The 25,514-nt window shown below is 34.5% G+C and carries 33 protein-coding genes and 1 riboswitch; of the genes, 14 read left to right on the top strand and 19 right to left on the bottom strand.

Going from position 1 to position 25,514, the window contains the following annotated elements:
• Positions 1 to 38 precede the first annotated feature (38 nt).
• From ACHZK0_RS08260 to ACHZK0_RS08235, 6 genes are all read left to right on the top strand, one after another.
• Positions 39 to 158: a YjcZ family sporulation protein gene (locus ACHZK0_RS08260; RefSeq protein ID WP_000120179.1), complete on the top strand. Its 120-nt coding sequence runs from the start codon at positions 39 to 41 to the stop codon at positions 156 to 158.
• Between the two features lie 165 nt (positions 159 to 323).
• The gene (locus tag ACHZK0_RS08255; RefSeq protein ID WP_395761410.1) at positions 324 to 791 is read left to right on the top strand and encodes a VOC family protein; all 468 of its coding nucleotides are present in this window, start codon (positions 324 to 326) and stop codon (positions 789 to 791) included.
• Positions 792 to 797: 6 nt separating this feature from the next.
• Complete coding sequence (locus ACHZK0_RS08250) at positions 798 to 2,012, top strand: MFS transporter (RefSeq protein WP_395761409.1); 1,215 nt, start codon at positions 798 to 800, stop codon at positions 2,010 to 2,012.
• A gap of 128 nt (positions 2,013 to 2,140) precedes the next feature.
• Positions 2,141 to 2,590: an ArsR/SmtB family transcription factor gene (locus ACHZK0_RS08245; RefSeq protein WP_262742049.1), complete on the top strand. Its 450-nt coding sequence runs from the start codon at positions 2,141 to 2,143 to the stop codon at positions 2,588 to 2,590.
• Positions 2,591 to 2,609: 19 nt separating this feature from the next.
• Positions 2,610 to 3,830 (top strand): MFS transporter, encoded by a 1,221-nt coding sequence (locus ACHZK0_RS08240; protein WP_395761408.1) that lies wholly within the window; start codon positions 2,610 to 2,612, stop codon positions 3,828 to 3,830.
• Between the two features lie 124 nt (positions 3,831 to 3,954).
• A complete protein-coding gene (locus ACHZK0_RS08235; protein WP_270340672.1) occupies positions 3,955 to 4,680 on the top strand; it encodes a sulfite exporter TauE/SafE family protein in 726 nt (241 codons plus the stop codon).
• Positions 4,681 to 4,774: 94 nt separating this feature from the next.
• On the opposite strand, the gene ACHZK0_RS08230 is transcribed toward ACHZK0_RS08235, so the two are convergent.
• The 4 genes from ACHZK0_RS08230 to ACHZK0_RS08215 form a co-directional block, all read right to left on the bottom strand.
• Complete coding sequence (locus ACHZK0_RS08230; RefSeq protein ID WP_395761407.1) at positions 4,775 to 5,359, bottom strand: DJ-1/PfpI family protein; 585 nt, start codon at positions 5,357 to 5,359, stop codon at positions 4,775 to 4,777.
• An 86-nt stretch (positions 5,360 to 5,445) separates the two neighbouring features.
• A complete protein-coding gene (gene nfsA / locus ACHZK0_RS08225; RefSeq protein WP_395761406.1) occupies positions 5,446 to 6,180 on the bottom strand; it encodes an oxygen-insensitive NADPH nitroreductase in 735 nt (244 codons plus the stop codon).
• A gap of 272 nt (positions 6,181 to 6,452) precedes the next feature.
• Entirely contained in the window at positions 6,453 to 6,770 is a 318-nt protein-coding gene (locus ACHZK0_RS08220) for a DUF4870 domain-containing protein (RefSeq protein ID WP_000678044.1), read from the bottom strand.
• Positions 6,771 to 6,916: 146 nt separating this feature from the next.
• Positions 6,917 to 7,495, bottom strand: coding sequence for a YdcF family protein (locus ACHZK0_RS08215; RefSeq protein ID WP_395761405.1), 579 nt, complete (start codon positions 7,493 to 7,495; stop codon positions 6,917 to 6,919).
• A gap of 160 nt (positions 7,496 to 7,655) precedes the next feature.
• On the opposite strand from ACHZK0_RS08215, the gene ACHZK0_RS08210 reads away from it, so the two are divergent.
• On the top strand, positions 7,656 to 8,321 hold the full coding sequence (locus ACHZK0_RS08210; RefSeq protein ID WP_061680522.1) for a DUF421 domain-containing protein: 666 nt from the start codon (positions 7,656 to 7,658) through the stop codon (positions 8,319 to 8,321).
• A 36-nt stretch (positions 8,322 to 8,357) separates the two neighbouring features.
• Here ACHZK0_RS08210 and ACHZK0_RS08205 read toward each other — a convergent pair whose 3' ends face one another.
• Positions 8,358 to 9,713 carry an MATE family efflux transporter gene (locus tag ACHZK0_RS08205; RefSeq protein WP_262742037.1) on the bottom strand — a complete coding sequence of 452 codons (1,356 nt, stop codon included), beginning with the start codon at positions 9,711 to 9,713 and terminating at the stop codon, positions 8,358 to 8,360.
• Positions 9,714 to 9,842: 129 nt separating this feature from the next.
• Positions 9,843 to 10,688, bottom strand: a complete 846-nt coding sequence (locus ACHZK0_RS08200) for a MerR family transcriptional regulator (protein WP_262742036.1) — start codon at positions 10,686 to 10,688, stop codon at positions 9,843 to 9,845.
• 268 nt (positions 10,689 to 10,956) lie between these two features.
• On the opposite strand from ACHZK0_RS08200, the gene ACHZK0_RS08195 reads away from it, so the two are divergent.
• The gene (locus tag ACHZK0_RS08195; RefSeq protein WP_061680520.1) at positions 10,957 to 12,120 is read left to right on the top strand and encodes a cation:proton antiporter; all 1,164 of its coding nucleotides are present in this window, start codon (positions 10,957 to 10,959) and stop codon (positions 12,118 to 12,120) included.
• Between the two features lie 63 nt (positions 12,121 to 12,183).
• On the opposite strand, the gene ACHZK0_RS08190 is transcribed toward ACHZK0_RS08195, so the two are convergent.
• From ACHZK0_RS08190 to ACHZK0_RS08155, 8 genes are all read right to left on the bottom strand, one after another.
• Complete coding sequence (locus ACHZK0_RS08190) at positions 12,184 to 12,546, bottom strand: DUF3986 family protein (protein WP_262742034.1); 363 nt, start codon at positions 12,544 to 12,546, stop codon at positions 12,184 to 12,186.
• Positions 12,546 to 13,895 (bottom strand): aspartate aminotransferase family protein, encoded by a 1,350-nt coding sequence (locus ACHZK0_RS08185; RefSeq protein WP_395761699.1) that lies wholly within the window; start codon positions 13,893 to 13,895, stop codon positions 12,546 to 12,548. The genes ACHZK0_RS08190 and ACHZK0_RS08185 overlap by 1 nt, the downstream gene beginning before the upstream one ends.
• A 180-nt stretch (positions 13,896 to 14,075) precedes the next feature.
• Positions 14,076 to 15,626, bottom strand: coding sequence for a cation acetate symporter (locus ACHZK0_RS08180; RefSeq protein ID WP_001103251.1), 1,551 nt, complete (start codon positions 15,624 to 15,626; stop codon positions 14,076 to 14,078).
• 2 nt (positions 15,627 to 15,628) lie between these two features.
• Entirely contained in the window at positions 15,629 to 15,970 is a 342-nt protein-coding gene (locus tag ACHZK0_RS08175; protein WP_000817376.1) for a DUF485 domain-containing protein, read from the bottom strand.
• Between the two features lie 247 nt (positions 15,971 to 16,217).
• Positions 16,218 to 16,847, bottom strand: coding sequence for a sterol desaturase family protein (locus ACHZK0_RS08170; RefSeq protein WP_061680516.1), 630 nt, complete (start codon positions 16,845 to 16,847; stop codon positions 16,218 to 16,220).
• An 81-nt stretch (positions 16,848 to 16,928) separates the two neighbouring features.
• Positions 16,929 to 17,222 (bottom strand): hypothetical protein, encoded by a 294-nt coding sequence (locus tag ACHZK0_RS08165; protein ID WP_000286363.1) that lies wholly within the window; start codon positions 17,220 to 17,222, stop codon positions 16,929 to 16,931.
• A 19-nt stretch (positions 17,223 to 17,241) separates the two neighbouring features.
• On the bottom strand, positions 17,242 to 17,874 hold the full coding sequence (locus tag ACHZK0_RS08160) for a LysE family transporter (protein WP_000466561.1): 633 nt from the start codon (positions 17,872 to 17,874) through the stop codon (positions 17,242 to 17,244).
• A gap of 138 nt (positions 17,875 to 18,012) precedes the next feature.
• Positions 18,013 to 18,741, bottom strand: a complete 729-nt coding sequence (locus ACHZK0_RS08155; RefSeq protein WP_270606223.1) for a YqcI/YcgG family protein — start codon at positions 18,739 to 18,741, stop codon at positions 18,013 to 18,015.
• A 267-nt stretch (positions 18,742 to 19,008) separates the two neighbouring features.
• Here ACHZK0_RS08155 and cspB point away from each other — a divergent pair, with 267 nt between their 5' ends.
• Entirely contained in the window at positions 19,009 to 19,206 is a 198-nt protein-coding gene (gene cspB / locus ACHZK0_RS08150; protein WP_001161731.1) for a cold shock-like protein CspB, read from the top strand.
• 119 nt (positions 19,207 to 19,325) lie between these two features.
• Positions 19,326 to 19,574: a DUF2564 family protein gene (locus tag ACHZK0_RS08145; protein ID WP_000534395.1), complete on the top strand. Its 249-nt coding sequence runs from the start codon at positions 19,326 to 19,328 to the stop codon at positions 19,572 to 19,574.
• Between the two features lie 33 nt (positions 19,575 to 19,607).
• Here ACHZK0_RS08145 and ACHZK0_RS08140 read toward each other — a convergent pair whose 3' ends face one another.
• The 3 genes from ACHZK0_RS08140 to ACHZK0_RS08130 form a co-directional block, all read right to left on the bottom strand.
• Entirely contained in the window at positions 19,608 to 19,784 is a 177-nt protein-coding gene (locus ACHZK0_RS08140) for a zinc-finger domain-containing protein (protein WP_000358801.1), read from the bottom strand.
• Positions 19,785 to 19,796: 12 nt separating this feature from the next.
• A complete protein-coding gene (locus ACHZK0_RS08135; protein WP_395761404.1) occupies positions 19,797 to 20,456 on the bottom strand; it encodes a ribonuclease H family protein in 660 nt (219 codons plus the stop codon).
• Positions 20,457 to 20,607: 151 nt separating this feature from the next.
• Positions 20,608 to 21,093 (bottom strand): QueT transporter family protein, encoded by a 486-nt coding sequence (locus tag ACHZK0_RS08130; RefSeq protein ID WP_001026467.1) that lies wholly within the window; start codon positions 21,091 to 21,093, stop codon positions 20,608 to 20,610.
• 6 nt (positions 21,094 to 21,099) lie between these two features.
• Positions 21,100 to 21,144: riboswitch (PreQ1 riboswitch) on the bottom strand.
• A gap of 132 nt (positions 21,145 to 21,276) precedes the next feature.
• Here ACHZK0_RS08130 and ACHZK0_RS08125 point away from each other — a divergent pair.
• The 3 genes from ACHZK0_RS08125 (at position 21,277) to ACHZK0_RS08115 (ending at position 23,526) form a co-directional block, all read left to right on the top strand.
• A complete protein-coding gene (locus tag ACHZK0_RS08125) occupies positions 21,277 to 22,149 on the top strand; it encodes an aldose 1-epimerase family protein (RefSeq protein ID WP_061680514.1) in 873 nt (290 codons plus the stop codon).
• A 71-nt stretch (positions 22,150 to 22,220) separates the two neighbouring features.
• Positions 22,221 to 22,607 carry a reverse transcriptase-like protein gene (locus tag ACHZK0_RS08120; protein WP_061680513.1) on the top strand — a complete coding sequence of 129 codons (387 nt, stop codon included), beginning with the start codon at positions 22,221 to 22,223 and terminating at the stop codon, positions 22,605 to 22,607.
• 13 nt (positions 22,608 to 22,620) lie between these two features.
• Entirely contained in the window at positions 22,621 to 23,526 is a 906-nt protein-coding gene (locus ACHZK0_RS08115; RefSeq protein WP_395761403.1) for a DMT family transporter, read from the top strand.
• Between the two features lie 2 nt (positions 23,527 to 23,528).
• On the opposite strand, the gene ACHZK0_RS08110 is transcribed toward ACHZK0_RS08115, so the two are convergent.
• Positions 23,529 to 23,789: a DUF6123 family protein gene (locus ACHZK0_RS08110; RefSeq protein ID WP_001195212.1), complete on the bottom strand. Its 261-nt coding sequence runs from the start codon at positions 23,787 to 23,789 to the stop codon at positions 23,529 to 23,531.
• A 182-nt stretch (positions 23,790 to 23,971) separates the two neighbouring features.
• Between ACHZK0_RS08110 and ACHZK0_RS08105 the strand changes: the two genes are divergently transcribed.
• Positions 23,972 to 24,532 carry a cysteine hydrolase family protein gene (locus ACHZK0_RS08105; protein ID WP_270606220.1) on the top strand — a complete coding sequence of 187 codons (561 nt, stop codon included), beginning with the start codon at positions 23,972 to 23,974 and terminating at the stop codon, positions 24,530 to 24,532.
• Positions 24,533 to 24,575: 43 nt separating this feature from the next.
• Here ACHZK0_RS08105 and ACHZK0_RS08100 read toward each other — a convergent pair whose 3' ends face one another.
• Positions 24,576 to 25,436 (bottom strand): GNAT family N-acetyltransferase, encoded by an 861-nt coding sequence (locus ACHZK0_RS08100; RefSeq protein ID WP_395761402.1) that lies wholly within the window; start codon positions 25,434 to 25,436, stop codon positions 24,576 to 24,578.
• Positions 25,437 to 25,514 lie beyond the last annotated feature (78 nt).

The raw sequence follows: 25,514 nt of genomic DNA, 5'->3' as shown, positions 1-25,514 counted from the left end.
AATTATATAGATTAATTTACTCAAAAGGAGGAAAACATATGAGCTATGGTGGAAGTTGCGCTGGTTTCGGCGGTGGATTTGCTTTGCTTATCGTACTATTCATCCTTCTAATCATCATCGGATGTAGCTGTTGGGGTGGCGGCGGATACGGATACTAATATATCCTATCCTTAACAAATGAACGAAAAACTATACGAAAACAGCTCATATTTGAGCTGTTTTTTCATACTTTCGTATGAAGTGTTATCCCTCTTTTTTGTGATTTCAACTAATAAAAAGACGTTTACTATGAAATAAGAAATACTTTACTAAGGAGGATTACAATGATTAAAGGTCTTTACGAAGCACATTTACCTGTCCGTAACTTAGAGATATCAATATCTTTTTATGAATCACTTGGACTGAAATTATATAAAAGAGGAGATGATATTGCTTTCTTTTGGATTAAAGAAAATGAAAGTTGGCTCGGCCTTTGGGAAGGCACAGAATACAAAGTTAATTATCATCCCTCTTTACGACACATCGCCTTTCAAGTAAGCTTACATGATTTAGAAAATGCGATTCATTGGCTAAATCAAAAAGGCATTTCAGCACGAAAAGATTTTGGAATGGAACCAATTGAACCGATTGTTTTTCCAGAATTAGCGCATGCCGCCGTATACTTTAACGATCCTGACGGAAATAGTTTAGAATTGATTGCACAATTACCTGTTGGACTTCCTACAGAAGAGAAAGTGTATTTAAGCAAATGGAAAAAACAAATTCAAGCAGCATCATTACATAAGGATTAAGCTTTTATGTCAGTTTCTTATGGCACACTTCTGAAAACAAATAAAAACTTCAAAAGGCTATTTTATGGTCAAACATTAAGTGTACTTGGAGATTGGTTTCATACTGTTGCTTTATTAACATTCGTCTATAGCATAACGGAATCTCCATTTATGATAGCACTCACTTTTATAAGTAAAGGATTACCTCAACTTCTGCTTAGTCCTTTCATAGGCGGGATTGTAGATTGTTTTTCTAAAAAGAAGATTCTGATTTTTACCGATATTTTACGAGGCATGATCGTCCTCACTTACTTATTTGCACTATATAAAATTGAGATTATTTTCATTTCTAATATATGTTTAGCTATACTTTCTTGTTTATTTGAACCAGCTAAACAAGCAACCCTAAAAAATATCGTACACCAAAATCATTTCGTAACTGCTAACTCTCTTTCTAGTACAATAAATGGTTTTATGTCTATTATGGGGGCTTCTTTAGGCGGAATCATTGCACAATCTTTACATATTGAGTTCGCTTTTTTAATCAACAGCCTGTCATACTTTATTTCAGCCTATTTTATTTATAATATGAGTGTCCCTTCTCATGATACTTGTAATAAGAAAAAAGCATTTTTTACTGATATAAAAGATGGTTATACATACATATTACAAACAAAAATTATTTTAACCTTAATTCTTGTCGGCATTTCTTGGGGCATTATCGGCGGTGCTTATCAGCTACTTCTAACGATCTATGCCGAAAAGATTTTCCACACGAACATTGGAATTTTATATACGGTTCAAGGGGCTGGGCTTATGATAGGAAGCCTTCTCGTTAATTTTTACATATCCAGCAATAAAGAAAAAATGAAAAAAGCATTTGGTTGGGCCTACTTCCTACAAGGCTTTTTCTTTCTTGGATTCATTCTATCCAATCAACTTATTTTCGGTATCATTACATTACTCTGTATGCGTATAGCAGGAGGAATCATCGTTCCACTTGATACGACATTACTTCAAACTTACACGCACGAAAATATGATTGGTAAAGTTTTTTCCTTTCATTACTCAATTTATGGTTCACTCATACAGTTATCTATGTTCATTACAGGATGGCTATTAGAAATCCTTTCTCCTCAAATAATTGGTAGTTTTCTAGCTACATGTTGTATTTTTGTTAGTTTTATATGGCTTTACCTATTTTATCGCGGGAAACTTAGTGAAGAATCTACTATTACTTAATAGCATGTTTATGTACATGCTATTTTTATTTATGTCGAAATACAGAGGAAAAAGGCGATTTATTTTCCTTACGTTCTAATTTTTTAGAATGTACAATAAATTTAGATTATAAGAAAGGAGATGTCGTAATGTTTGACGATAGACTTACTATTTCAGCTGAGCAGCAGAAGCTCATTTCCAATGCAACTCGTATTCAAATTCTTCATCTTTTAAAAGACGAAGCACTCACTGCAAAGCAATTAGCTACTAAACTAAATAAAACTGCTGGTAGCGTACATTATCACGTTCAAATTTTATATGATGGAGGATTACTTGAATTAGTAGACACGAAGGAAAAACGAGGAATTATCGAAAAATATTATAAAGCAAAAGCTGCTCATTTCTATATTGAAGAAAGCGGCACAGAAGGAACGAATACAGGGAGTCATATTGTATCGCATCTATTTTTAACTCCGGAAGAATTACAACAGCTTACTTGGGAAATTACTCAAGTTTTATTACGCTGGGAAAACAAAACCGCTCGTCAATCAAACTCCGAAGAGGAATACGCTATTTCCTGCAAGATTAAAAAACAATGAAAGAAAGGTCCAGCTGCTCATGAAAAATAAATTATTATTATTGTCGGGAACAGGAATTTCTCGTTTAGGTGATTTTATGTATCTCATCGCCCTAAACGTAATGGTGTTAAATAGCACAAACTCCCCTGCTGCTGTAGCAGGGTTATGGATTGTAGGTCCAATTGCGACCGTTGTTACAAAAATATGGTCTGGTAGCATAGTAGATCGATTAAACAAACGGTCTATTATGCTCATCACAGATATAATTCGGGCAGCTCTCATTGGCTGTATTCCACTATTTGATTCTATTTGGGCCATTTATATTTTTATCTTTTTAACTCGCATCGCTACATCATTTTTCGATCCAGCATCATTTTCTTATAGAACAATGCTCATACGAGCTGAAGAACGCGCTCAATTCAATGCTTGGAATAACTTTTGTACAAGTGGGGCTTTTATTATCGGTCCAGCCCTTGCTGGAATACTTCTCACCACGTACTCAGCATCCTTTGTGATTTACTGCAACTCACTTTCCTTTCTACTTTCTACTATTCTCATTTATTTCTTACCAAACATTACAATACAAACAAAGCAAAACGAAGAGGTTGCAAATACTTTCGTACAAACATTACGAAGTGATTGGAAACAAGTTTTTTCATTCGCTCGAACTGAAACTTACATCATTCTCATATTCGTTTTATTTCAAGCCACTATGCTTGTTTCTATGGCGCTCGATTCACAAGAAGTTGTATTCACAAAACAAGTACTGTTTTTATCCGACATGGAATATAGCATGCTTGTTAGTATAACTGGTGCTGCATATATTTTTGGTTCATTTCTTGTTTCTCTCTTTGCTAAACGATTACCGATTCAACATTGTATCGGATTCGGTATGATTTTTACAGCAATAGGTTATGTAATTTTCGCCTTTTCAAATTCATTTATAGTCGCGGCAGGCGGTTTCATTTTACTTGGCATTTCTTCATCATTTGCTGGTACTGGCTTTATAACATTTTATCAAAATAACATTCCTGTACATATGATAGGACGTATCGATAGCGTGTTTGATTCCATAAAAAATTTCATCCAAATCTTTTTCGTTTTAGCAATTGGGGCATCCGCACAATTTCTTTCCGTTCAAATTACTGTAATCATTAGTTCATTACTCATTCTTCTCCTTTCCTGCTTATTAGCAATCCGGGTAATGACGCCTTCACGAGAAAAATATTTTAAGGCTACGGGGTCATCATTAGAATATTAAATGCATCATACAAAGCGGCTATTTAGCCGCTTTTTTCCCGTTTTAAAGGACAGTAAGCCCCACTGATTTAAGTTTCACTTTATGTTAAAATATGTATTGGATTTGATTATGTAGGAGGGTTATTTTGGAGATTATATTCACTTTCATATGTATTATATTAGTAGCTTCTATTTTACAAACAAGTACCGGTTTTGGCTTTTCTATTATGGCAACACCTTTCTTACTCATGTTATTTCTACCACAAGAAGCTATACAAATAAATATCATTTTATCATTAATTATTTCCATATCACTTATTTGGAAAATAAGAATGGACATTGATTTTATTCTACTGAAAAGATTAATTTTCGGTAGTATAGTTGGTGTACCTTTTGGTATTTTAATCTTCACCTCTATTAACATCAACACTTTTAAATTAGCAATTAGCGTCCTGCTCTTACTATTAACGTTGATGCTAATATGCAACGTTAAGATTAAATCAACAAAATCTAGAGATTTCATAGTTGGCGGATTATCTGGTCTTTTAACGACAAGTATCGGTATGCCAGGTCCTCCCCTGTTACTTTATTTTACAGGAACTGATACGAAAAAGGAGAAGTTACGAGCAACTACATTAGCCTTTTATCTGTTTATATATTTCATTAGTCTACTAACTCAAATACTCTTCACTGGGACAAACAAAACAATTTGGGAATCCAGTTTTTATGCTATTCCAATCGTATTTCTAGGTTTGTATATAGGTCAAATTATTTTCAAATGGCTTAATCAACGGATTTTTAAAATATTTACGTACATCCTTTTAAGTTGTACGGGTATGTATCTTCTTATTGAGAGTTTACGTTTGTTATAAGTAAGCTTTTCAAGATAATAGATGCTTTAGATTGTACAAGAACATATAGGCTTAAACGATAAAAAGCGGCTATTATGCCGCTTTTTATTTTCACCTAAACTAACGTTTCATCACAAACCGCTGTTACATTTTTAAAGTATTGCAAGTTCTCCTTCACTTCAGCTTCATTAAATAAATTGAGCTGCTTCATTATTTCAGCAGCAAATTCAACGTACGCAGATCCTACCGCTGTTATAATTTTTCCATCAACGGTTATATCTTTATTTTGTTTATATTCCCATTCATGTAAATGCGCTAATTGTTTTTCATCTGGTGTTAATGATGTTGAGAATTTCTTCTTATTAAGTACTCCTGCTGCATGTAGTAAAGATGTCCCTGCACAAATACCCGCTATCCATTTATTTTGCTTATGTAATTCGTTCACGATAGATAACAACTTTTCATTTTCTAAATGGTCAAAAATATGTCCTCCTGGTACGATAAGCACTTCATAGTCCGCTACTTCAATAAGCTCGATAGAAACATGTGGTTGACACAAAAAAACACCTTCTCCTTTAACTGTTTTGCCGTCTATTGTTGCTGTTATTATTTCGAATTCCTTACTTATTAAAAATAAACTCGCTATATTCACTTCAAATTCTGCAAATCCATCAAATAAAAAGATTAATGCTTTTTTCATATTATCTCCTCCCCCTATACTTATTCGAAGACAATCCTATTTCTCCTCCAAAAAAGGCAGACCTGCATACAGGACTGCCTTTTTACTCATTTCTTATTAAATCCTTTTTCACTTAAAAATTCTTTCATATGCATTCTTTTTTCTTTAGACATAAACGAACTCATTGATTCCGTCCATGTTACGTTTTTCTTATTTGATGATCTTTCTTTATAATACGAACTCATCGTTTCATCGTATTCGTTTAATAATTCATCATATTTCTTTTCATCATATCCATTTTCATGAAGGATTGCTGCTACTGGTAAACGTGGTTTCACTCCATGTTCTTCATCTGGTACACCAACTGTCATTCCGAATACAGGATATACTTTATCCGGTAAATGAAGCAATTCACTTACTTCTCTCGGATTATTACGAATACCACCAATATAACAAATACCGTATCCTAACGACTCTGCTGCTAACACTAAGTTTTGCGCGAAAAGCGAAGCATCTACCGTTGCAACGATAAAGTCTTCTACTCCTTCATGCTTTATCTCTGTACCATGTTTTTCACATGCCATTTCTAGTCGCTTTAAATCCGCACAACAAACAAAGAATGCTGCGCAGTCTTTCACGTGACGATTTCCGGATAACTCTGCTAGTTTAGCCTTTAGGTCTTGATCTGTTACATATATAACAGAATACGCCTGTACAAAATGCGAGGAAGCGGCATGCTGCGCAGCTTGTACCATTCTGTCTACTACATCTTTCGGAATTGATTCTTCTTTATATTTACGAACTGAAACGTGTTGCTCCATTTTATGTATAATCTCATTCATGAAAAACACTCCTTTTTTCTCTTCATAATGAAAAATTAACATATCTTTTTCAATATTCACAACTTATAAGCACAAAAAGAGCAATTCTTTTTGAATTGCTCTTTTTAAAACGTCTATTAATACGGTAAATGAAATTATATCAGCGATAATTTAAATATATCGGCGATTTTTCAGATATATCAACGATTCCTTGCACTATATCAACGATTTTTCGAATATATCGACTTACCGACAAATAACGACAAACTCACATCGAATTATTCCTTATTTTACTACGCTGTTTTCAAAACTTTAATACCTTTTACGATATTCCAAATGAAGTAATAAATCCCTACAAGAATGAACACCGCATATGTGATCATCATGCCAATTCCAGCACCATCAGATTGATTGAAGCTTAAGCCATATATGCCGGATACTGCTAAGCCACCAAATAAAATCGCATACGGGAAAATATGTGACCAAAATGCTTTTTTCGCGTGGTATTTCACTTCATCCTCCGCAACGAAGTACACAATAATTGGCAGTAAAAATGGTGCAAAAAAGATACTAAAGTAACATAGTGAAGATAATATATTATTTCCTTTCATCCGATTCACCTCTATTGTTTTTGTTATCTTCATTATGTCAGGAATCCATTCTAGAAACTATCGCTTTACCTTTCACAAACATGACATATTTGTAAGATTTCCATCAAAAATAATCCCACCTAGATTTCCAGGCGGGATTACTTTCTCTATATTCGATTCATAAACCAATATTGCGTAATGGCTAAATACTCTCGTATATTCGATGGAATGACAATTCGCTTCGGTGTTTCGGCCGGAAGACCTTCTAATTGTAACCGTTGTTTTGCTGCTATTTTTTTCGCTCTGAACATATGGAAATCGTTTGTTACAATCATTCCTTTTTTCATATTGTCGGGAATTAACGGTTTTGAGAATTTAATATTCTCATCTGTACTCGTTGATTTATCTTCCATTATTATGCGATCTTCTGCAATTTTTAGTTTCATTAATCCATTTTTCATTGCTAATGCTTCTGAAATATCTTCCCCTTTTCCTTTCCCTCCAGACACAATAGCAATTGTTTTCTCATGTGATTGTAAATATTCAGCTGCTTTATCAATACGATATTGCAATGAGTACGACGGTTTCGTTCCGTTTACTTTCGAGCCCAATACAATTATATAATCCGCATCGTAGGTAGCATTCATTTGCCCATGCTTATAAATGTTATATTGTAAAAATCCCGCATAAACGGCGCAAACCATTATAATTCCTATCATATACTTAATTATTTTCTTCTTTTTCATATCAATATACTCCTAAGTTCTTTGCTTCTTTCATGATAATATCCATTTATTTGTTTGTATACAGACAAATTCCAATTTACCCTAATTTATCCTCCGGAAAGTAATATTTATATTTCTTTTGGGAACAGTAAGTACAACTTTGCACGAAGGAGTGTCCCTATTGCTTCTCTTTTTATGTAACGTATCTTTCTTTTTCATCTTATTTTTACTATCACTTAAAATGCTCGGGAAATCAGCTTTAGCACAACTAACGCCTCATGATTTTGGTGCTATTATCTTTTTATCTTATTTAGCTTTTCAGGCCATACCAGTCTCTGGTGCTTTGCAAGCTTTTCTCGGTATGGTCGTTATTACATGTTTGCATTTGCTTCTTACAAAATTAAGTTTGCTAAACAAACTTAATCGTTTCATTCTCGGACATCCTATCATTTTAATTAAACATGGTGACATTATTTTTGAGAACTTACAAAAAAGTAGATATCCAATTGCTGAACTACTTTCTAACCTTCGTGTCGCAGGATATCCAAGTGTTCACGAAATTGAATACGCTATTTTAGAAGCAAACGGAGCCATTAGTATTTTACCAAAGCGTGAGCTTGTACCATTAACTCCAAAAGATTTGAACATAGATGTTACGTATGCCGGATTACCAATTGCCCTTATCGTTGATTCGCAAATTCAATACGATAACTTAAAGTTAATTCATAAGGACGAAGAATGGTTATATAAAGAATTAAAAGAAAAGGGCATCACTAATATTAAAAGCGTTGCTTTCGCGTCTGTTCAAGAAACAGATGGATCTTTTGCGATTAGTTTAAAAGCATAAAAAAGTCCCCTTACTTGCTCAAGGGGACTTTCTTCATTATATCGCTTCTTCCTCTCCCGCCATATTTAATGGAACAGGATGCTTCATACGATTCATCGTAAATACGATAATCGCTGTCAATACTTCAGCTACTGGCATAACGAGCCAAATTCCATTTATCCCAAATAATTTTGGCATAATCCATAATAATGGAATAATAAATAGTAACCCTCGGCTCATTATAATCAGCACTGATTTTGTTGTTTGTCGCACGGATTGGAAGTACTCTCCATACACAATGTTATAGCCTAAAAATACATATTGGATAAAGAACAAGCTAATACCCGTTAATGTTAACTCCAACAACTCTGGAGATTGGACATCAAATAGACCAATAATATATTTCCCGAAGAATAATCCGACAATTATTGCAATACCACCGAGTACTACCGCAATTTTTACAGCGAACTTTAACCCTTCACGCAATCTCTCTGATAAATTTGCGCCGTAATGGAAACTAGCGATCGGTTGTAATGCTGCTCCAACACCGAAGAATAGTAGTAATGTCATCGCATGAATACTATTTACCATCGCATAAGAAGCGACTCCTACTTCTCCAGCATATTGAACGAATGCGATATTAAAACCAATCGTTACAATCGCTACTGTACTTTCTGCTGTAAAGCTCGGGAAACCGATAATCATAATTTGTTTAACTGTATCCCATTCAAAATGGAATTTCGTCCACTTTAAAATACTACTTTTTCTAAAGAAGTGCGTTAATAATACAAGAAAACCAATCGCTGCCGAAAGAATAGTCGCTGAAGCAGCACCTGTTACGCCCCATCCAAAGATAAAAATAAAGATATAGTCAAACACTATATTTAATACAGCCGTTACAACTAGACCTGCCATCGCTAAATTAGGATTTCCATCATTTCGTATAAATGTACTTAAAATATTTTCTAACACGTATATCATTCCAAACGTTAATAATACGTGTAAATAATCTAACGCATACGGTAAAATCACTTCGTTTGCACCGAATAAGTATGCTAAATCTTCTATTCTCCATAAGCAAATCGCTGCTAACACACCTACGATCATTACTGCTACCGTCATAGATTGCGTAAAAATAGACCTTGCTCTTTCTATTTTATTTTCACCTAATGCAATGGAATATAAAGTTGCCCCGCCCATTCCAATCCATAATGAAATAGAGAAGAAAATTGAAAAGGCTGGAATAGCCACGTTTACTCCTGCTAAACCGTTTGCTCCAACTCCTCTACTAATCATAACCGCATCAATCACGATATTAACTGACATTAATACCATCCCTAGAACGGCTGGTATTAAATACGAAATAAATAAACTTTTTATCGGTTTTTCTCTTAATTTTTCTGTTGCTTCCATACTATTATGCTCCTTTTTTCAACGCTCTTTCCTTAGTTTAAACCTTCAAGTAACTTGAAGGTCAATAGAGAATTAAAAAATAGGTAACTTAATTATCGTGTTTCATGCCAATTTGTAATGATACGAGTCCTATAGCTTCTTGCTTTGTTTTTTCAAGATAGGAATTTGAATTTCAGTTACTTGCTCCTCTGGATTGTCTGTTACAGACCAATCAATTAATGCAATCTCAATCGCATCTCCACTTACTTCGTATCCTTCTTGATCAATATATTTCATTAATTTCTTATATGTCTCATCCGTTTCTTCATATGAGCCGTGATGATATACACAGGCAAACATACCTTCTTTAATTTCATCTGAGCTATGTACTTGAAAAGGCATGTAATCTAAAAGAATGAAAACACTACTATATGCTTGAAACTCATTTTGCATTAATCCTTTTTTCGCAACTGTTACACCGATATCTCCTGAAAATAAGCTATCATCCATTTGCCTCATATTTTTTTGCAACGAATGGATGTAGTACTCAAACATATCATCCGTCGTATTTGGAGCAACCGCAATTGCTGTAATTTTTCGCTGAGGGATTTTTTTAATTACCATTTGTTCAGCTTCTGCTTTTGTTGCTTCCTTAATTAAATGAATTCTATGCTCCATTTTCGCCAAAGCATACTCAATTTCTCTTTGTTTTTTCAACATCATTTCTTGTTGCTTCTCCAGTAAATTGAGTGCGTATGCTGGATTTCTTTCATCAATATATTTCTTAATTTCCTTTAATGGAATATTTAATTGGCGTAAAAACTTAATCGTATCTAATAGTGAAAATTGATCGATTGTGTAATAACGATAATTGGTTTGCGGATCTACAGTAGACGGATGAAAAATACCTTTTTCATCATAATAACGTAATGTAGATTCCGCTATATTATGCATTTTTGCCATTTCTCCAATTGTAAAACGTTTATTTAATAACATATTCCCTTCTCCAATTCATAAAAAATGTCGCCTTGTTTCTTCTTATTATATAGCAATTCCCTACACACCTAAATCGAATCCTATCATGAAAATCTGCTATTTTTTCATTGATTTTTCATACATTTTATTATATATTAATTACAGGTTCAAATTACGAGTTCAAAAGAACTCGTAATCAGACCCTTTGTTTAATGGGTTTTACATATTTTCATTAGGCAAATTCCGAGAAATCGTATGATAAAAATAAAAATGATGAGGAGAGGATCCGATGGATTTCGAATTTTTCTTTCAAATTGCACTTATTTTATTAAGTACAAAGCTCGCTGGTGATCTTAGTGTTAGATTAGGTCAACCTTCTGTACTAGGTAAATTAATTGTCGGTATCGTTATCGGTCCAGCTATATTAGGTTGGATTGAAAATTCAGAGCTTCTAACACAATTAAGTAATGTCGGTGTTATTCTTTTAATGTTTATGGCAGGACTTGAAACAGACTTAGAGGAATTAAATGCAAATCGTAATTCTTCTTTAGCAGTTGCACTTGGAGGTATCCTTCTTCCATTCATAGGTGGTTACGTTTCTGGTCTTGTTATCGGTATGGAACAAGGAAATGCTGTATTTTTAGGATTACTTCTATGTGCGACAAGTGTTAGTATTTCCGTACAAACACTTCGCGATTTAGGAAAGATGAAAACACGTGAAAGTACAACTATGCTAGGCGCAGCTGTATTTGATGATATTCTTGTCGTTATTTTATTAGCATTTGCAATGAGCTTCTTAGGTACAGATGATGTTAACTTAACAATGATTATCTTGAAGAAAGTTGTATTCTTCGCTTCTATTATTTTAATCGGATGGAAAGGTGTTCCTGCGATTATGCGCTGGTTATCACCACTACGCGTATCTGAGTCTATCGTGAGCGCGGCTCTTATCATCTGTTTCTCATTCGCATATTTCGGCGAATTATTAGGAATTGCTGGTATTATCGGTGCTTTCGCAGCTGGTATCGCGATTTCTCAAACGAACTACAAACATGAAGTAGAAAAGAAAGTAGAACCAATCGCTTACGCTATGTTCGTTCCAGTATTCTTCGTTAGTATCGGTATGAATATTACATTTGACGGTATTGGCAATCAAATTTGGTTCATCCTAGCATTAACAGTAATCGCTGTATTAACGAAACTAATTGGTTGTGGATTAGGTGCACGAATGACTGGATTTGACGCTAAGTCTTCTGCCATTATCGGTTCTGGAATGGTTTCTCGTGGTGAAGTTGCACTTATCATCGCTGGAACAGGACTTTCTTCAGGTCTACTAGCACAAGATTACTTTACAGCTATCGTTATTGTCGTTATTTTAACTACAATGATTACACCACCAATGTTAAAATACACTTTTGGTGCAAAAGATAAAGCAATGAAAGCAAGTAAATAAGCTTTCTAAAATGAAAAGGAGATTGCTATCTTATAAGATAGCAATCTCCTTTTCATTTTATCTTTAAACAATCTCGTTCTTTTTTAACCATCTTTCAAACATAATTCGTGCTTCTTCATCGTCAATATCATCACTAAATGAATACACCATAATGCCGTAATCATCCGTATATTCACCCAGTTTCATTTTCTCCACTTTCTTATAAAAATCGTCTACCTCATAATGCGGAATATAAGCATCCCAAACTGGTTCATTTATTCTTTTGTACGCCGTCACTTCTAAATCATATCCATCTTCATAATATCCGATGTGATAATGTTGATTAGGATCATATTTCTTCATAATAAATTCCCCTCCCTTTGAAAATTTATCATATTTCACATAATAAACAAAAGCGAGCTGTATATTACAGCTCGCTCGATTCATTAAATACGTTCCATCGCTGTCTTCAACGTTCCAACAACAAAAGCAATTTCTTCACTTGAAATAACAAGCGGTGGTGCTAATGTTAAGACGTTATTATATCCTGCTGTTGTCATGCCGTTTCGTCCAATAATTAAACCTTTTTCTTTACAAGCATTTACAACACTTGCAATTTTGTCGTTATCAATTGGCTCTTTCGTCTCTTTATCATTTACTAGTTCGATTCCAACTAGTAGACCTTTCCCTCTAATATTCCCAACAAGTGGATGTTCTCCAATTTCTTCTTTTAATTGCTCTAATAAAAGCGAACCCATTTGTGCAGATCGCTCAATTAAATTTTCATTTTCCATAATCTCTAAGTTTTTAAGTGCTAATGCACAAGCCGCTGGATTTCCACCAAATGTATTAATATGACGGAAGAATTCATATTCTCCCTTCCCTTTAAATGCTTCATATATTTCTTTTTTCACAGCTGTCGCTGATAACGGTAAATATGCGCTCGTAATCCCTTTTGCCATCGTAATAATATCTGGCTTCACATCATAATTCATAAATCCAAATGCCTTACCTGTACGCCCAAAACCGCAAATTACTTCATCGCTAATGAGTAGTGCACCGTGTTTTTGACACGTCTCATGAACGGCTTTCATATAGTCTTGTGGCGGCATTAAAATGCCTCCGCCCGTAATAATTGGTTCCATAATAAAAGCTGCAATCGTTTCACTTAATTCCCATGTCATAACACGATCTACTTCTTTTACACATTCTATATCATAAATGTCCTCTGCTTCTATTCCAGGCATACGATAACAATCTGGCGGTGTTACATGTAAAAATCCTGAAGCAAATGGCTCATATTGATATCTACGCTGCGCTTGTCCCGTCGCTGCCATCGTAGCCATTGTATTTCCATGATACCCACGGTAACGTGACATAAATTTATAACGATGTGGTTCACCTTTTTGCGCATAGTATTGCCTTGCTATTTTAAAAGCTGTTTCGTTCGCTTCCGAACCACTATTAGAGAAGAAAATAACATACTCTCCTCCAAGCCACTCATTTAATTTTTCAGCAAGCTTTATAGCCGGTTCATGCGATTGTGACATCGGAAAGTATGATAATGTTTGTAATTGTTTATAAGCCGCCTCTGCAAGCTCTTCTCTGCCGTATCCACTATTCACACACCAAAGACCACTCATACCATCTAAATACCTTTTCCCTTGTATATCTTCAACCCAGCACCCTTCTGCTTTTGCCCCTACCATTGTACTATTTGGACTAAAGGGACGCATTCCGTGCCAAACATATTGCTCATCTTTTGCTAACAATTCATCAGTCTGTTTCGTTTTCATCATTTCTTCCACCTTCCATAACAACTTATTTTTCACAAAAGCTGCGCTGGTGCCATGATGATTTAATTTTCTCCCTGCTTATTTTCATTCCACAAAATTAAGACAAAATCCTACTTACACTACAGTAATATTTACAAGAAAAAAAGAGCTTTTCTTATATATCGAAAAGCCCTTCTCTTTTTAATGGGATGATGCATCACTAATACCATGGCCAGTATTAGATTTCACAAGAATCTCATCAAATTTCGCAGCATCTTCTTTCTTACTAGATAACACGGTTCCTAAATATGCTGCAAGGAATCCAAGCGGAATTGAAATAATTCCAGGTGTCGTATATGGGAAAATCGCTTCCCCAACAAATATAGCTTTTCCAGCTACAGGGTTCCAAACATTAGGACTTAACGCTACGAGAACAATTGCTGATACAAGGCCAACAATCATACCAGAGATAGCACCTGTCGTATTAAAGCGCTTCCAATATATTGTGAATAATATAACTGGTAGATTTGCACTCGCTGCAACTGCAAATGCTAATGAAACTAAAAATGCTACATTCAATGTTTGAGCAAATAACGCTAGTATAATGGATAATACCGCTACTCCAATAGATGCATAGCGGGCCATTGAAACTTGCTCTTTTTCCGTTGATTTCCCTTTGCGAATGATTTCATTATAAAAATCATGTGCAAATGCTGATGCGGCTGTTAATACAAGTCCCGCCACTACAGCCAAGATCGTTGCAAATGCAATTGCTGATACGAAAGCAAATAAGAAATCTCCACCTAACGCTTTCGCTAATAAAGGTGCTGCCATATTACCAGCAGGATTCGCTTTAATAATCGCCTCATTCCCTACAAATGCCGCTGCCCCAAACCCTAAGAAAATTGTCATAATATAAAATGCGCCAATTAACCACGTAGCGTATACAACAGATTGACGTGCTGTTTTTGCATCACGTACTGTAAAAAAGCGAACAAGAATATGTGGTAATCCGGCAGTACCAAGGACTAGTCCTAAATTTAAAGAAAGTGTATCCAGACCATCTTTATACTTTACTCCTGGGTTTAAAAATGAATCTTTTAATGGCGTAGCTGTTTTCATTTGAGCGAACATTTCAGTCACACTAAAATTAAATTTTGAGAAAACGATAACAGAAATAATAAATGTACCAGCCATAAGTAATACAGCCTTAACAATTTGTACCCAGCTCGTCGCAGTCATTCCGCCAAATATAACGTACACTGTCATTAATGTGCCAACGATTAAAACGGATGTCGTATATTCGATCCCTAATAATAATTTAATAAGTGCACCAGCCCCAACTAATTGTGCAATCATATAAAAAATTGAAATCGTCATTGTATTAAGCGCTGCAACTCCGCGAACTTTTTTCGCATCAAAACGCGCCGCAATCATATCTGCTAGCGTGTATTTCCCTAAATTTCGAAGTGGCTCTGCAACTAAGTATAATACAACTAAGTAAGCAACTAAGAAACCGATACTATAAAAGAACCCATCAAACCCAGTTAACGCGATCGCTCCGGCTATACCAAGAAAAGACGCAGCAGACATATAATCTCCCGCAATGGCCAGACCATTTTGCCAGCCAGTTAATCCTCCTCCAGCTGTATAAAACTCACTCGCATTTTTCGTTTTCTTCGATGCAAAATAAGTTATGACGAGTGTACCAAGAACGATGATTAAAAATAGTGCAAATGCGGTTACATTCAAAGTCAGCCCCTCCCTTTTTGCATATCTTGTAGAATGTTTTGCGAGATTTTATCAAAGGATTCCGCTTTTTTGCTATAAATCATACATAATGACCACGTCATGATAAATTGTGCAAATGCAAACACCCATGCCCACGTAACATCCCCAAATGCTGGTGTATTTAGCACCTTTGAATACGATGTTAAAATAGGTAATGCAATAAAAAAACTTAAAAAGAAAATACTCATTGGAACGATAAACTTCTTTTTCGTATTTAATAGCAATTGAAATTCTTCTGACTGAACGACCTCTGTATAATTCACCTCATTTTGTAACTTACGTGCTGACGTATCATCTCGTTTCATTATCCAATCCCCTCTCTTACTAAAAATACAATTCCCCCTTGCATACCTAAAGACTAAATTTTATAAATATTCAGAAACTTATTTTCATTTTAGACAATCCATACATTCCTGCAAAGATTTTTCGATAGACATTTTTCGGCATTTTCCCCTAAGTTTTTAATATACTTTTTCAGCATAAAATTTGCGTACTGTAATCTCATACTAGTCAAAATTTGAGGCTCATTAAAACCAAATAAAAAAGTAGTGCTTATCGCACTACTTCTGTCTTTTTCTCTTTTTCTAAATTACGAGCTGTTTCGCTTAATTCAACGTCTTTTCCATCTTTAAGCGTTCCAAATATGAAATCGAATACTGGATTTGAAACACCAAACCAAAACTTTTCATTTTTATAATGGTGTAATATGTGCTGTTTTTTTAGCCAGCGCCCAAACTTTGTGAACGGACGAATTGGCTTATGTGCGATATAATGTTTCCATTCATAAACGAGAAGCATGATAATCATTCCGATTCCAAATGAAAGTGTAATAGTAACACTTTTTGTTATAGCGTATGATATAAGTAAATATATAGTAAAGCTAGGTATACTAAACCATACAGGCAAGAATAATAGTTTTAAATCATCTGGATATACGTGATGATCATAATGTAATCTTCTTAACATTTTTAATAAAAATACGTTTTTTGGTGGCTTTAAGTGAAATAAAAATCGATGTGTCATATATTCATTAAGCGTATAAAAAACAATCCCAAACAAACACGCTAACATACCGATCCATGTGAATAATTGCATTTTTAAAATAATGATGAAAATAAATAAAATACTATACATAATAACGATATCATGTTGTAAAAAGAACTCTTTCCCCACTCTCTTCATCTTCCTTCCCCCTTTTCCAAAAAAACAGCCGCAACATATCGTTACGACTATTTCTATTATTTTATTCTTATTCTATTCACTTTACAAATTTGCCTGTTGCTCTATTGTCGAGAAAAAATTGTTCGATCCAAATATATTTTGCTTTGGGATAATATGTTCCACCGCAAACACTGTTACTTCTCCTCTTTGTACCTCTCCAATAATGAGCCCAAATATTTCATGATTTACTGCAAACGTCGGTTGCTTTGTTTGTAGTAATCTTGCTGCATTATGAAATACCGCTTCATATAGTGGATTCCTATCAGTAATTTCTTTTCGGATTTTTGGTGCTAGCGTAATAATAATTTCTTTTCCGTCAATAGTGGTTCGATACATAAAAATCTCCCCTTCAATCTTATGTGAACAACTGTAAAGCTTTGTATGCAAAATGGATAGAATATCCTACTAAAATAATACCTGCTCCGGCTGTTATATAGCCAAGTGCTTTTTGCTTTAATAACGTCCTGCCAAAATGGACAGAAAAAGCGATATTTAAATTCCATAAAATAATGCCAACGATAATACAAAGACTGTACAAAAAGGCTTCTTGTTTCGTTACTTTCGTAAGCAATGAGCTAAGTGTACTTCCGTATATACCAAACCAAAAAACAAGATTTAATGGATTGGATATCGCAATTAAAAAACCTGCCATAAACGATTGTTTAAGGCCACCTACCTCTTCCTTTTTATATTCCATATTCGTATGGGAAATTCCTTGTTTTACACTTTGAAATCCTAAATAAAATAATAAGAAAAACCCTGTGCAATACATAAAAGCTTGTACATATGTATACATAAACACAGAAGATAAACCGAAATAAATGAGAAGCATAAACAAAATATCTGCAGTCATTCCACCAATTCCAACAACCCACGCATGCCAAAAACCTCGTTCAATTCCTCGTTTTAACATTTCAATATTAATCGGACCTACCGGCGCAGCTAATGAAATACCTAATACAATTTGTTGTATAATCGCTCCAAACATCGCTCTATCCTTTCTACTTCCTTTACTATTAAGTAATGATGTAATGATTAAAAATAGACTAGCTTTCATCAAAATATTTACTACTAAAATACCCTTTTTTATCCAAAATATGCAAAAGAGCCATCCGGATGATGGCTCTTACTTTTCTAACTTATGAAGAAAAGGACATTTTCCTTTTATCGGCTCTACATCGTCTCCTATGAAGTATTGTTTCCACTCCCGATGATCTGGATCACCATAATGACTAATGTTAGGATGCTTCGGCAGCTGATCCCACTTTTCAACTCGATCTCGGACCGTTTGTCTTGAATATGCTCCTTTAGGACGATCCCCTTCTAATCCATCAAAGATGGTGCGTGGTTGAAACCCAATAACGAGAGAATTTCCTAAATGCCTAGTTTTTCTTTGTTTATAAGCTGGCGCATTTCCAAATGCGAATATCGGTTCACCACTAAATGAAAATTCCCATAAGTAATGGTCTGGGTCTTCAGGAATTTGCTTCGGCCATGTCTGATCATCGTTTTCATGTAAATATTGTAGTACTTTCCAAAAGTAATCACGATAATATTCCAGTGATTGGTCCTCACATTCCGGTTCCACAAAAAGAAAAAATCCTCTTCTTACAATTGGTCGCTCTTTCATTAACTCTAAAAAAGATAACATTGTATGTGGCAAATGACTCCAATCATTATGAGAGAGAAATGAATAACGAAGTTCATTCTTTTTCAAAGCTGTTAAGCCGAAATAGCACGGGAAAGTTGGTTCTAGCACGACACTCGAAAAATTTTGAAATTCTTTTGTAACCCAATTTGGTATGTCAGTTCTCGTTCTCATTCCTTCATTATCTAATAAATAAGACTCATTCATTCTTTCTTTCACCTCATTATGTATAGCATTCAATTAAGAATATTACATACTCGGCCTGTCCTATACCTATTTAAAAATCTGGCTGAAAAATTATTTAAAAATACAAAAAAATAAAATCGCTTACTTGACTAAATTCTACCAATTCGTGTATATTTAAATTAATCATTTAGCAGAATATTCAAGATTATAGCATTTTTAGTTTATATTATCTTTCAAATGAATTTCACTAAATGAAAAAAAGCAAATGTTTTTAGGGGGAATTGTAACATGCAAGGAAAAGTAAAATGGTTTAACAACGAAAAAGGTTTTGGATTTATCGAAATGGAAGGCGCTGACGATGTATTCGTACATTTCTCTGCTATTCAAGGTGACGGCTATAAAGCTTTAGAAGAAGGCCAAGAAGTATCTTTCGATATCACTGAAGGAAACCGCGGACCTCAAGCTGCTAACGTAGTAAAACTTTAATCCAACATATAACAGGAGGTTACCTTATTCGGTAACCTCCTTTGTTATTCCTTTGTATATTTCCGTTTTACAGAGCAAAAACTATGTGAAATGCGCAATATACAAAGGAGGAAGTAATAATGGGATCAGAAGTAAATGATTTTGAAGAAGTGAAATTCCGTGTAGAAACAGCACAAAAAATGGTAGGATCAGCGACAATTTCAATGGATCCAGATACATTAGAGCATGCTACTACTGCTGTAGAAGCCGCTCGCTCTCAGCTTGAAATTATGAAATCTGTGGCAACAGATTTAGATGAGCCATTCTTAATGAATGAAGAAAAAAAATTAAGCAAATGCGAGCATCAACTAAACGAAGCTAGACACTAAAAAACATCCAGAGAACTTTCTCTGGATGTTTTTTCATGACAACTGTTCTCCATACTTCTTCAATGTTTCTCCAACTGTACATTGCCTGATACAAAAGGAATGAGCATAATACTTACTATTTGTCTTTCGATTATGTTCTCGCAGAAAACACCCTTCACAATACGTTTCTAATAAGTCATTTACCTCTGTAATGAGTTGCTTTTTATCCACCTTTGCACCTCTCTATTCGGTTATTTCTTTATGACTATCAATGACGGTTCCTTCTAATGCTTGCGTAGCTAATTGATGCGCTTCTTTATTTTGTTTTCTAGATATCGGTTCACATACAAGCTTTAACTTCATTTGCTTCGCTTTTTGTTCAATTTGATCTAAGTAATGATTTAAATGCTCATCATAACAAGGCCATTCTCCAGCCAATTGCTGCAGTACAACTTGCGAATCACCGCGAAGTGTAACTGCTTCATACTTAATTCCTAATTCCTCGAGTATTTTCATACCATATAGTAATGATGCATATTCCGCTTCATTATTATCATATATACCTTCTATATATGCATTACGGCGAATTCGGTATTGTTTATTCCCTTTTTTATAGTATACACATATACCTACCCCAGCTTCTTTCGTCTGTACATCATAACCACCATCAAAATAAACGAGTATTTCTTGTAGCTCTTCCTCCACTTGTTTACTCAGCTTTTTCATTTCCTTTAATGACCATTCTGCATCCATTTCATCATAAAATGATAGTTCTTTCACTCTTCCTGTTTTCTCGAAATCCTCTGCAAATTGCAGTACATTTTCTATGTTCATATAATCTGTCGTTAATTCCGTCTGCAAACCGTGCTTCGTTTTATACAACCAATGAATTTTATATTTCATACTAGATTCCCCTTATATAAGACTTCTTTTATGTAACCAGCTAATGAAAGCCTCACTTTATTTTATTATATTTTATCAAGAGTCACAGTATTATATTCAATATGATTACACATAAAAAGAGCTATCCCTTTAGGAATAGCTCTTTCATCTATTACATAAATCTTTCAAATTGTACTCGTTTATTAATCCAGTACATTACAGGCATACCAATCGCCATGACAACAAATTCACCGATGGCACATGTTAACCAAGTCAACATAAATGGTAAATCAAATGCAAGATGAAGCTCAATTGCAATCATAAACATTGTAATTGTAAAAATAACTGTATTAAAAATCATACGAGCCCAAACACCTTTAATAAATCGCATAGAAATAATCGTTGCAACTAATGCAAGAATAGATTGCCCTACTCCAAATACTAAATCGTAAGCGATCATTGGTGAGAAAAAGAGATTTGTTAAAAATACACCTAATACAATTCCGTAAATTGCTTTCTTATTAAATACAACAAGATGATTAAACATCTCTGAAATACGAAACTGTACATTTGTAAAGCCAAATGGCTGAATAAGCATAGAAACAGCAATATATAATGCCGCTAAAATACCATTACCGACTAATGTTCTAATATTCATGACAAAATCTCCTTAGTTTTTTTACGTGGGATGGTTTCGAACCACGTTATTCGCTTTTTAAGCAACAAGATTATATTCTACGCAATACACTCCCTTTCGTCAATAGATTCCTATCATTAACTACCTTTTTTCTTTTAGACAACGTATAATAAAACATATGAAAGTTTTAGGAGGTTTCACTTCATGACAGCAACAATTCAAAATGAAAAAGTGATCGTTTCCATTTCTGACAAAGGTGCAGAATTACAAAGCGTTCGCTTAAAAGAAGATAACACTGAATATTTATGGCAAGGCGATTCTACTTATTGGGGGCGCCGCGCACCAATTTTATTCCCAATTGTCGGCCGATTAGTAGATAATACATACTACGTAGATGGTAAACCATATTCTTTAACACAACACGGCTTTGCTCGTGATCTTACATTCTCTGTAAAAGAACAAAGTGAAACGAAAATCACTTATATTGTAACTAGTAATGAAGAAACATTAAAAAAATACCCATACGAATTCGAATTACTCGTTTCTTATGAGCTGGACGGACAAATCGTTCATGTAACATATGAAGTAAATAACCCTACTTCAAAAGAGATGTTCTTCTCAATCGGAGCACATCCTGGTTTCAACTTCCCCTTATTAGAGGGCGAATCATTTACAGATTATCATTTATCATTTAATGGTTCTGAACGCTTAGAAACAAGCGTATTAGAAGGACCTTACCTTTCAAGTAAAAAGCAATTAATCGCTGAAAATACGCATGAATTACCACTTACATACGATTTATTCAAAAATGATGCACTTATTTTTGAAAATATGAATACGGATGAAATCTCTATCCGTTCTCATAAACATAATAAATTTGTAAAAGTAGAATTTGACGGATTCCCATTTGTCGGCGTATGGACACCAGGCGAGAATGCACCTTTCTTATGTATTGAACCTTGGTACGGAATTGCCGATGAAGTAACTCCAGCAAAAGATTTCAAGGAAAAAAAAGGAATTCAATCTTTACAAGCGAATGAAACATTTACATGTCGTTATAGTATTACAATCGGCTAAGTTACTCTATCCCCTACTTAAAAGGAAACATATAAGTAGGGGATCATCTTATCATTTGGAGGTTTCTCATTTTGATTGAAGTATATATTGATGGTGCATCAAAAGGAAATCCTGGTCCTTCTGGTGCAGGCGTATTTATTAAAGGGGTGCAACCAGCTGTACAATTATCATTGCCCCTTGGGACAATGTCCAATCATGAAGCAGAATACCACGCTTTACTTGCTGCATTAAAATATTGCACGGAGCATAATTATAACATTGTCTCTTTTCGTACAGATTCGCAACTTGTCGAGCGAGCTGTTGAAAAAGAATACGCAAAAAATAAAGTGTTTGCACCGCTATTAGAGGAAGCACTGCAGTACATAAAAAGTTTCGATCTCTTTTTTATTAAGTGGATTCCAAGTAGTCAAAATAAAGTAGCTGATGAATTAGCTAGAAAAGCTATCTTACAAAATTAACGGGGGTATGAGTGTGAAAAAAGATTGGATTGCTCCTCTTGCTTTATTATTTGTCTCTTTTATTTGGGGAGCTACATTTGTTGTCGTTCAAAATGCTATGTCTTTCGTTGGCCCATTTACTTTTAACGGTATTCGCTTTTTATTCGCTGGAATTATTTTATTATTCGTTCAAATGATTTTCGCAAAAAAAACTTCAAAACAAGATATAAAACAGAGTAGCTTCGCTGGATTAATTGTTGGATTCTTTTTATGTGTTGGCTATGTATTACAAACTTTCGGCTTACTTTATACAACGTCTTCAAAAGCAGGTTTCTTAACAGGGCTTAGTATCGTTATGGTGCCCATTTTGTCTTTTATCTTTTTAAAACAAAAAGCTAACATTTTTATCGTACTTGGTATTGCTGTAGCAACAGCAGGTTTATACTTATTAACGGCTGGTGATTCTTTTCAATTAAACATTGGAGATATACTCGTTCTCGGTTGTGCAGTTGCTTTCGCTGCTCATATTCTCGTTAACGGCTTCTTTTCTAAGAAAATATCACCTTTATTGTTAAGCACGTCGCAAGTATTAGCTGTCGGCATGTTTTCTTCTATTTGCGCCTTTTTGTTTGAAGATTGGGAAAAATTATTTTCAGTAGCACTATGGACGAATTCTTCCTTTTTATTTGCTCTATTTCTAACTTCCCTATTTGCAACATCCATTGCTTTTTTCATTCAAACATCAGCACAAAAACATACGTCTCCAACAAGAGTAGCAATCATTTTCGCGATGGAGCCCGTTTTTGCTGCCTTAACAGGCGTTCTCGTGGCAAACGAACAACTTTCTATTTCTGCTATTATCGGATGCTTATGTATTTTTCTAGGCATGATTTTTGTTGAATTACCTTCCAAAACAAAAAAAGAAGCGCAGGCTGCATGAAGTTACGCTTGTAACTTCCGCATAAAAGCCTTTGCGCTTTTTTTATCTGTAATTTCTTCTTCTTTCAATCGTTCTAATAACGCAACAAAATAACTTCCATCAAACTGTAATTGATGTTTAATTGTCGCTTCTATTGCTGCGTTCACAATTCCATCAGATGCACCCGTATATCCTTGTCCGAACATAATAAATCCTTGTGCTTCCTCTGATAATTTAAATCCTTTCGTATGTAAGAATGAAAGATAATCTTCTACTGTTTGCATGTTATTCCCACCTACTCAAAAATTCTCCATCTCCTATCATACATGTTTTTACACGCTATGAGAATGAAATTTCTTTGACAACTTTGTAAATCTATCGTCTACTTCATAGACAATAGAGGATTTCCCTACAAGATGAATGAATATGTATAGGGGCACTTATTTCATATTAAAGGGGAGACACGATGAAACAAGCACTATTAATTATCGATGCGCAGCAAGAATTAATGGATGGAAATGAAAAAGAAAATGAAGTTTTTCGTAAAACCGAGTTATTATCTACACTAAATACAGCCGTACAGAAAGCGATAGATTCAAATGTCCTTATTGTTTTCGTAAGGGATATCGATGTTGCTTCTGGCAGCGGAGAAGGGTTTGAAGTACATAATCAAATTCAAGTACCTAACTCTGCAATCCTTATTAATAAAGCAGCAACAAACGCATTCTATGGCACTTCTTTACTCGAACTTTTGAAAAAAGAAAAAATTAATCATATCGTTATCGGTGGATGTAAAACAGAACATTGCATCGACACCGCTGTTAGAACAGCTACTGTACAAGGATTTGACGTTACATTAATTGAAAACGGTCATTCCACAACTGACTCTAACGTATTATCTGCTGAGCAAATCATTGGTCATCATAATAAAATTCTACACGGTCATTATAATGTTGATCATTTTTCAGTTGTTAGAGATGTCGAGGAAGACCTTTTTCAACCTATTCATGATCAATATCGTGATTAAGTTGGCTATAAAAAAGAATCCTTTTCACGAAAGGATTCTTTTTTCACCCAAAAACTTGTGCTGCAATGCTATACAGTTCATTACTCCTTTTTAATAATTTATCGCTATTTTTCATCATAATTGGTGGTGTATGAACCTTTTGAAAACCAGTAATCTCTAATTCTTTCATGAAACCATTCTTTCCTTTTGGTACATCCATTCTTAATTTACCATTATGCTCTCTTGCTAAATGATGAACAATTCGCATTGCCATCGCATCATTTTTCGCAACGACTGGTCCTATTATTTTATTTTCTGATGTTTGTATACTTAAACCGTAACCTAATACATTTTGTTCCTTGTCCTTTACAACAATGCACTGTTCACTTTGTATCATTCTTTTCGTTAAAAACTCTTCTCTATTTGTTCCAAACGCATTTTCATCTAATTTTATTATTTCTTCTAAATCACACTCTTCATACTTCACCATATAATCTTCATTTCCCACACAATAATCATTCACATTGTACGAGCTACATATGTATTTAGAAACATAGCTTACTACTCTAAACCCTAATTTTTCATATAGAGGCTTTCCTTCATCCGTAGCAATAAGCATAATGGGAGTTTGAACCGATACGCTCTTAATGCATGCATCCGTTATAGCCTTTCCAATCCCTCTCCCCTTATAATTCGGATGTACAATGACCATTCCGATAGACGCTAATTTCTCCCCATATAATATTATTGCCGCGCTAGCAATTAGTTTCTCCCTCTCATTCCACACACCATATACAATACCTGAATCAAAAATAGTCTCAATTTCTTCTCTGTTATAATCCCACCCAATATAAGAAGATAATGCTACAATATCGCCTATTTGTTCTTCCCTAAGACATTCCACCTTAATTTCCAATTCAAGCATACTTCATCCCCTTATCTAGACATTTAAATCATTATTATCAAATCAACTTGTACATGTTTCACTTTATCTGTCACAAAC

This window comes from Bacillus sp. 3G2, assembly GCF_044324725.1.
Taxonomy (GTDB): Bacteria; Bacillota; Bacilli; order Bacillales; family Bacillaceae_G; genus Bacillus_A; species Bacillus_A mobilis.
Note: the sequence above shows the minus strand (reverse complement) of the source record. Positions and strands in the feature narration are given on the sequence as shown.

What these genes read in the sequence shown, in the direction of transcription:
- ACHZK0_RS08260 (WP_000120179.1), top strand. Translation starts at nt 39, where the DNA reads ATGAGCTATGGTGGAAGTTGCGCTGGTTTCGGCGGTGGATTTGCTTTG.
- ACHZK0_RS08255 (WP_395761410.1), top strand. Translation starts at nt 324, where the DNA reads ATGATTAAAGGTCTTTACGAAGCACATTTACCTGTCCGTAACTTAGAG.
- ACHZK0_RS08250 (WP_395761409.1), top strand. Translation starts at nt 798, where the DNA reads ATGTCAGTTTCTTATGGCACACTTCTGAAAACAAATAAAAACTTCAAA.
- ACHZK0_RS08245 (WP_262742049.1), top strand. Translation starts at nt 2,141, where the DNA reads ATGTTTGACGATAGACTTACTATTTCAGCTGAGCAGCAGAAGCTCATT.
- ACHZK0_RS08240 (WP_395761408.1), top strand. Translation starts at nt 2,610, where the DNA reads ATGAAAAATAAATTATTATTATTGTCGGGAACAGGAATTTCTCGTTTA.
- ACHZK0_RS08230 (WP_395761407.1), bottom strand. Translation starts at nt 5,359, where the DNA reads ATGAAAAAAGCATTAATCTTTTTATTTGATGGATTTGCAGAATTTGAA.
- nfsA (WP_395761406.1), bottom strand. Translation starts at nt 6,180, where the DNA reads ATGAATGAGATTATACATAAAATGGAGCAACACGTTTCAGTTCGTAAA.
- ACHZK0_RS08220 (WP_000678044.1), bottom strand. Translation starts at nt 6,770, where the DNA reads ATGAAAGGAAATAATATATTATCTTCACTATGTTACTTTAGTATCTTT.
- ACHZK0_RS08215 (WP_395761405.1), bottom strand. Translation starts at nt 7,495, where the DNA reads ATGAAAAAGAAGAAAATAATTAAGTATATGATAGGAATTATAATGGTT.
- ACHZK0_RS08205 (WP_262742037.1), bottom strand. Translation starts at nt 9,713, where the DNA reads ATGGAAGCAACAGAAAAATTAAGAGAAAAACCGATAAAAAGTTTATTT.
- ACHZK0_RS08200 (WP_262742036.1), bottom strand. Translation starts at nt 10,688, where the DNA reads ATGTTATTAAATAAACGTTTTACAATTGGAGAAATGGCAAAAATGCAT.
- ACHZK0_RS08195 (WP_061680520.1), top strand. Translation starts at nt 10,957, where the DNA reads ATGGATTTCGAATTTTTCTTTCAAATTGCACTTATTTTATTAAGTACA.
- ACHZK0_RS08190 (WP_262742034.1), bottom strand. Translation starts at nt 12,546, where the DNA reads ATGAATCGAGCGAGCTGTAATATACAGCTCGCTTTTGTTTATTATGTG.
- ACHZK0_RS08185 (WP_395761699.1), bottom strand. Translation starts at nt 13,895, where the DNA reads ATGAAAACGAAACAGACTGATGAATTGTTAGCAAAAGATGAGCAATAT.
- ACHZK0_RS08175 (WP_000817376.1), bottom strand. Translation starts at nt 15,970, where the DNA reads ATGAAACGAGATGATACGTCAGCACGTAAGTTACAAAATGAGGTGAAT.
- ACHZK0_RS08170 (WP_061680516.1), bottom strand. Translation starts at nt 16,847, where the DNA reads ATGAAGAGAGTGGGGAAAGAGTTCTTTTTACAACATGATATCGTTATT.
- ACHZK0_RS08165 (WP_000286363.1), bottom strand. Translation starts at nt 17,222, where the DNA reads ATGTATCGAACCACTATTGACGGAAAAGAAATTATTATTACGCTAGCA.
- ACHZK0_RS08160 (WP_000466561.1), bottom strand. Translation starts at nt 17,874, where the DNA reads ATGTTTGGAGCGATTATACAACAAATTGTATTAGGTATTTCATTAGCT.
- ACHZK0_RS08155 (WP_270606223.1), bottom strand. Translation starts at nt 18,741, where the DNA reads ATGAATGAGTCTTATTTATTAGATAATGAAGGAATGAGAACGAGAACT.
- cspB (WP_001161731.1), top strand. Translation starts at nt 19,009, where the DNA reads ATGCAAGGAAAAGTAAAATGGTTTAACAACGAAAAAGGTTTTGGATTT.
- ACHZK0_RS08145 (WP_000534395.1), top strand. Translation starts at nt 19,326, where the DNA reads ATGGGATCAGAAGTAAATGATTTTGAAGAAGTGAAATTCCGTGTAGAA.
- ACHZK0_RS08135 (WP_395761404.1), bottom strand. Translation starts at nt 20,456, where the DNA reads ATGAAATATAAAATTCATTGGTTGTATAAAACGAAGCACGGTTTGCAG.
- ACHZK0_RS08130 (WP_001026467.1), bottom strand. Translation starts at nt 21,093, where the DNA reads ATGAATATTAGAACATTAGTCGGTAATGGTATTTTAGCGGCATTATAT.
- ACHZK0_RS08125 (WP_061680514.1), top strand. Translation starts at nt 21,277, where the DNA reads ATGACAGCAACAATTCAAAATGAAAAAGTGATCGTTTCCATTTCTGAC.
- ACHZK0_RS08110 (WP_001195212.1), bottom strand. Translation starts at nt 23,789, where the DNA reads ATGCAAACAGTAGAAGATTATCTTTCATTCTTACATACGAAAGGATTT.
- ACHZK0_RS08105 (WP_270606220.1), top strand. Translation starts at nt 23,972, where the DNA reads ATGAAACAAGCACTATTAATTATCGATGCGCAGCAAGAATTAATGGAT.
- ACHZK0_RS08100 (WP_395761402.1), bottom strand. Translation starts at nt 25,436, where the DNA reads ATGCTTGAATTGGAAATTAAGGTGGAATGTCTTAGGGAAGAACAAATA.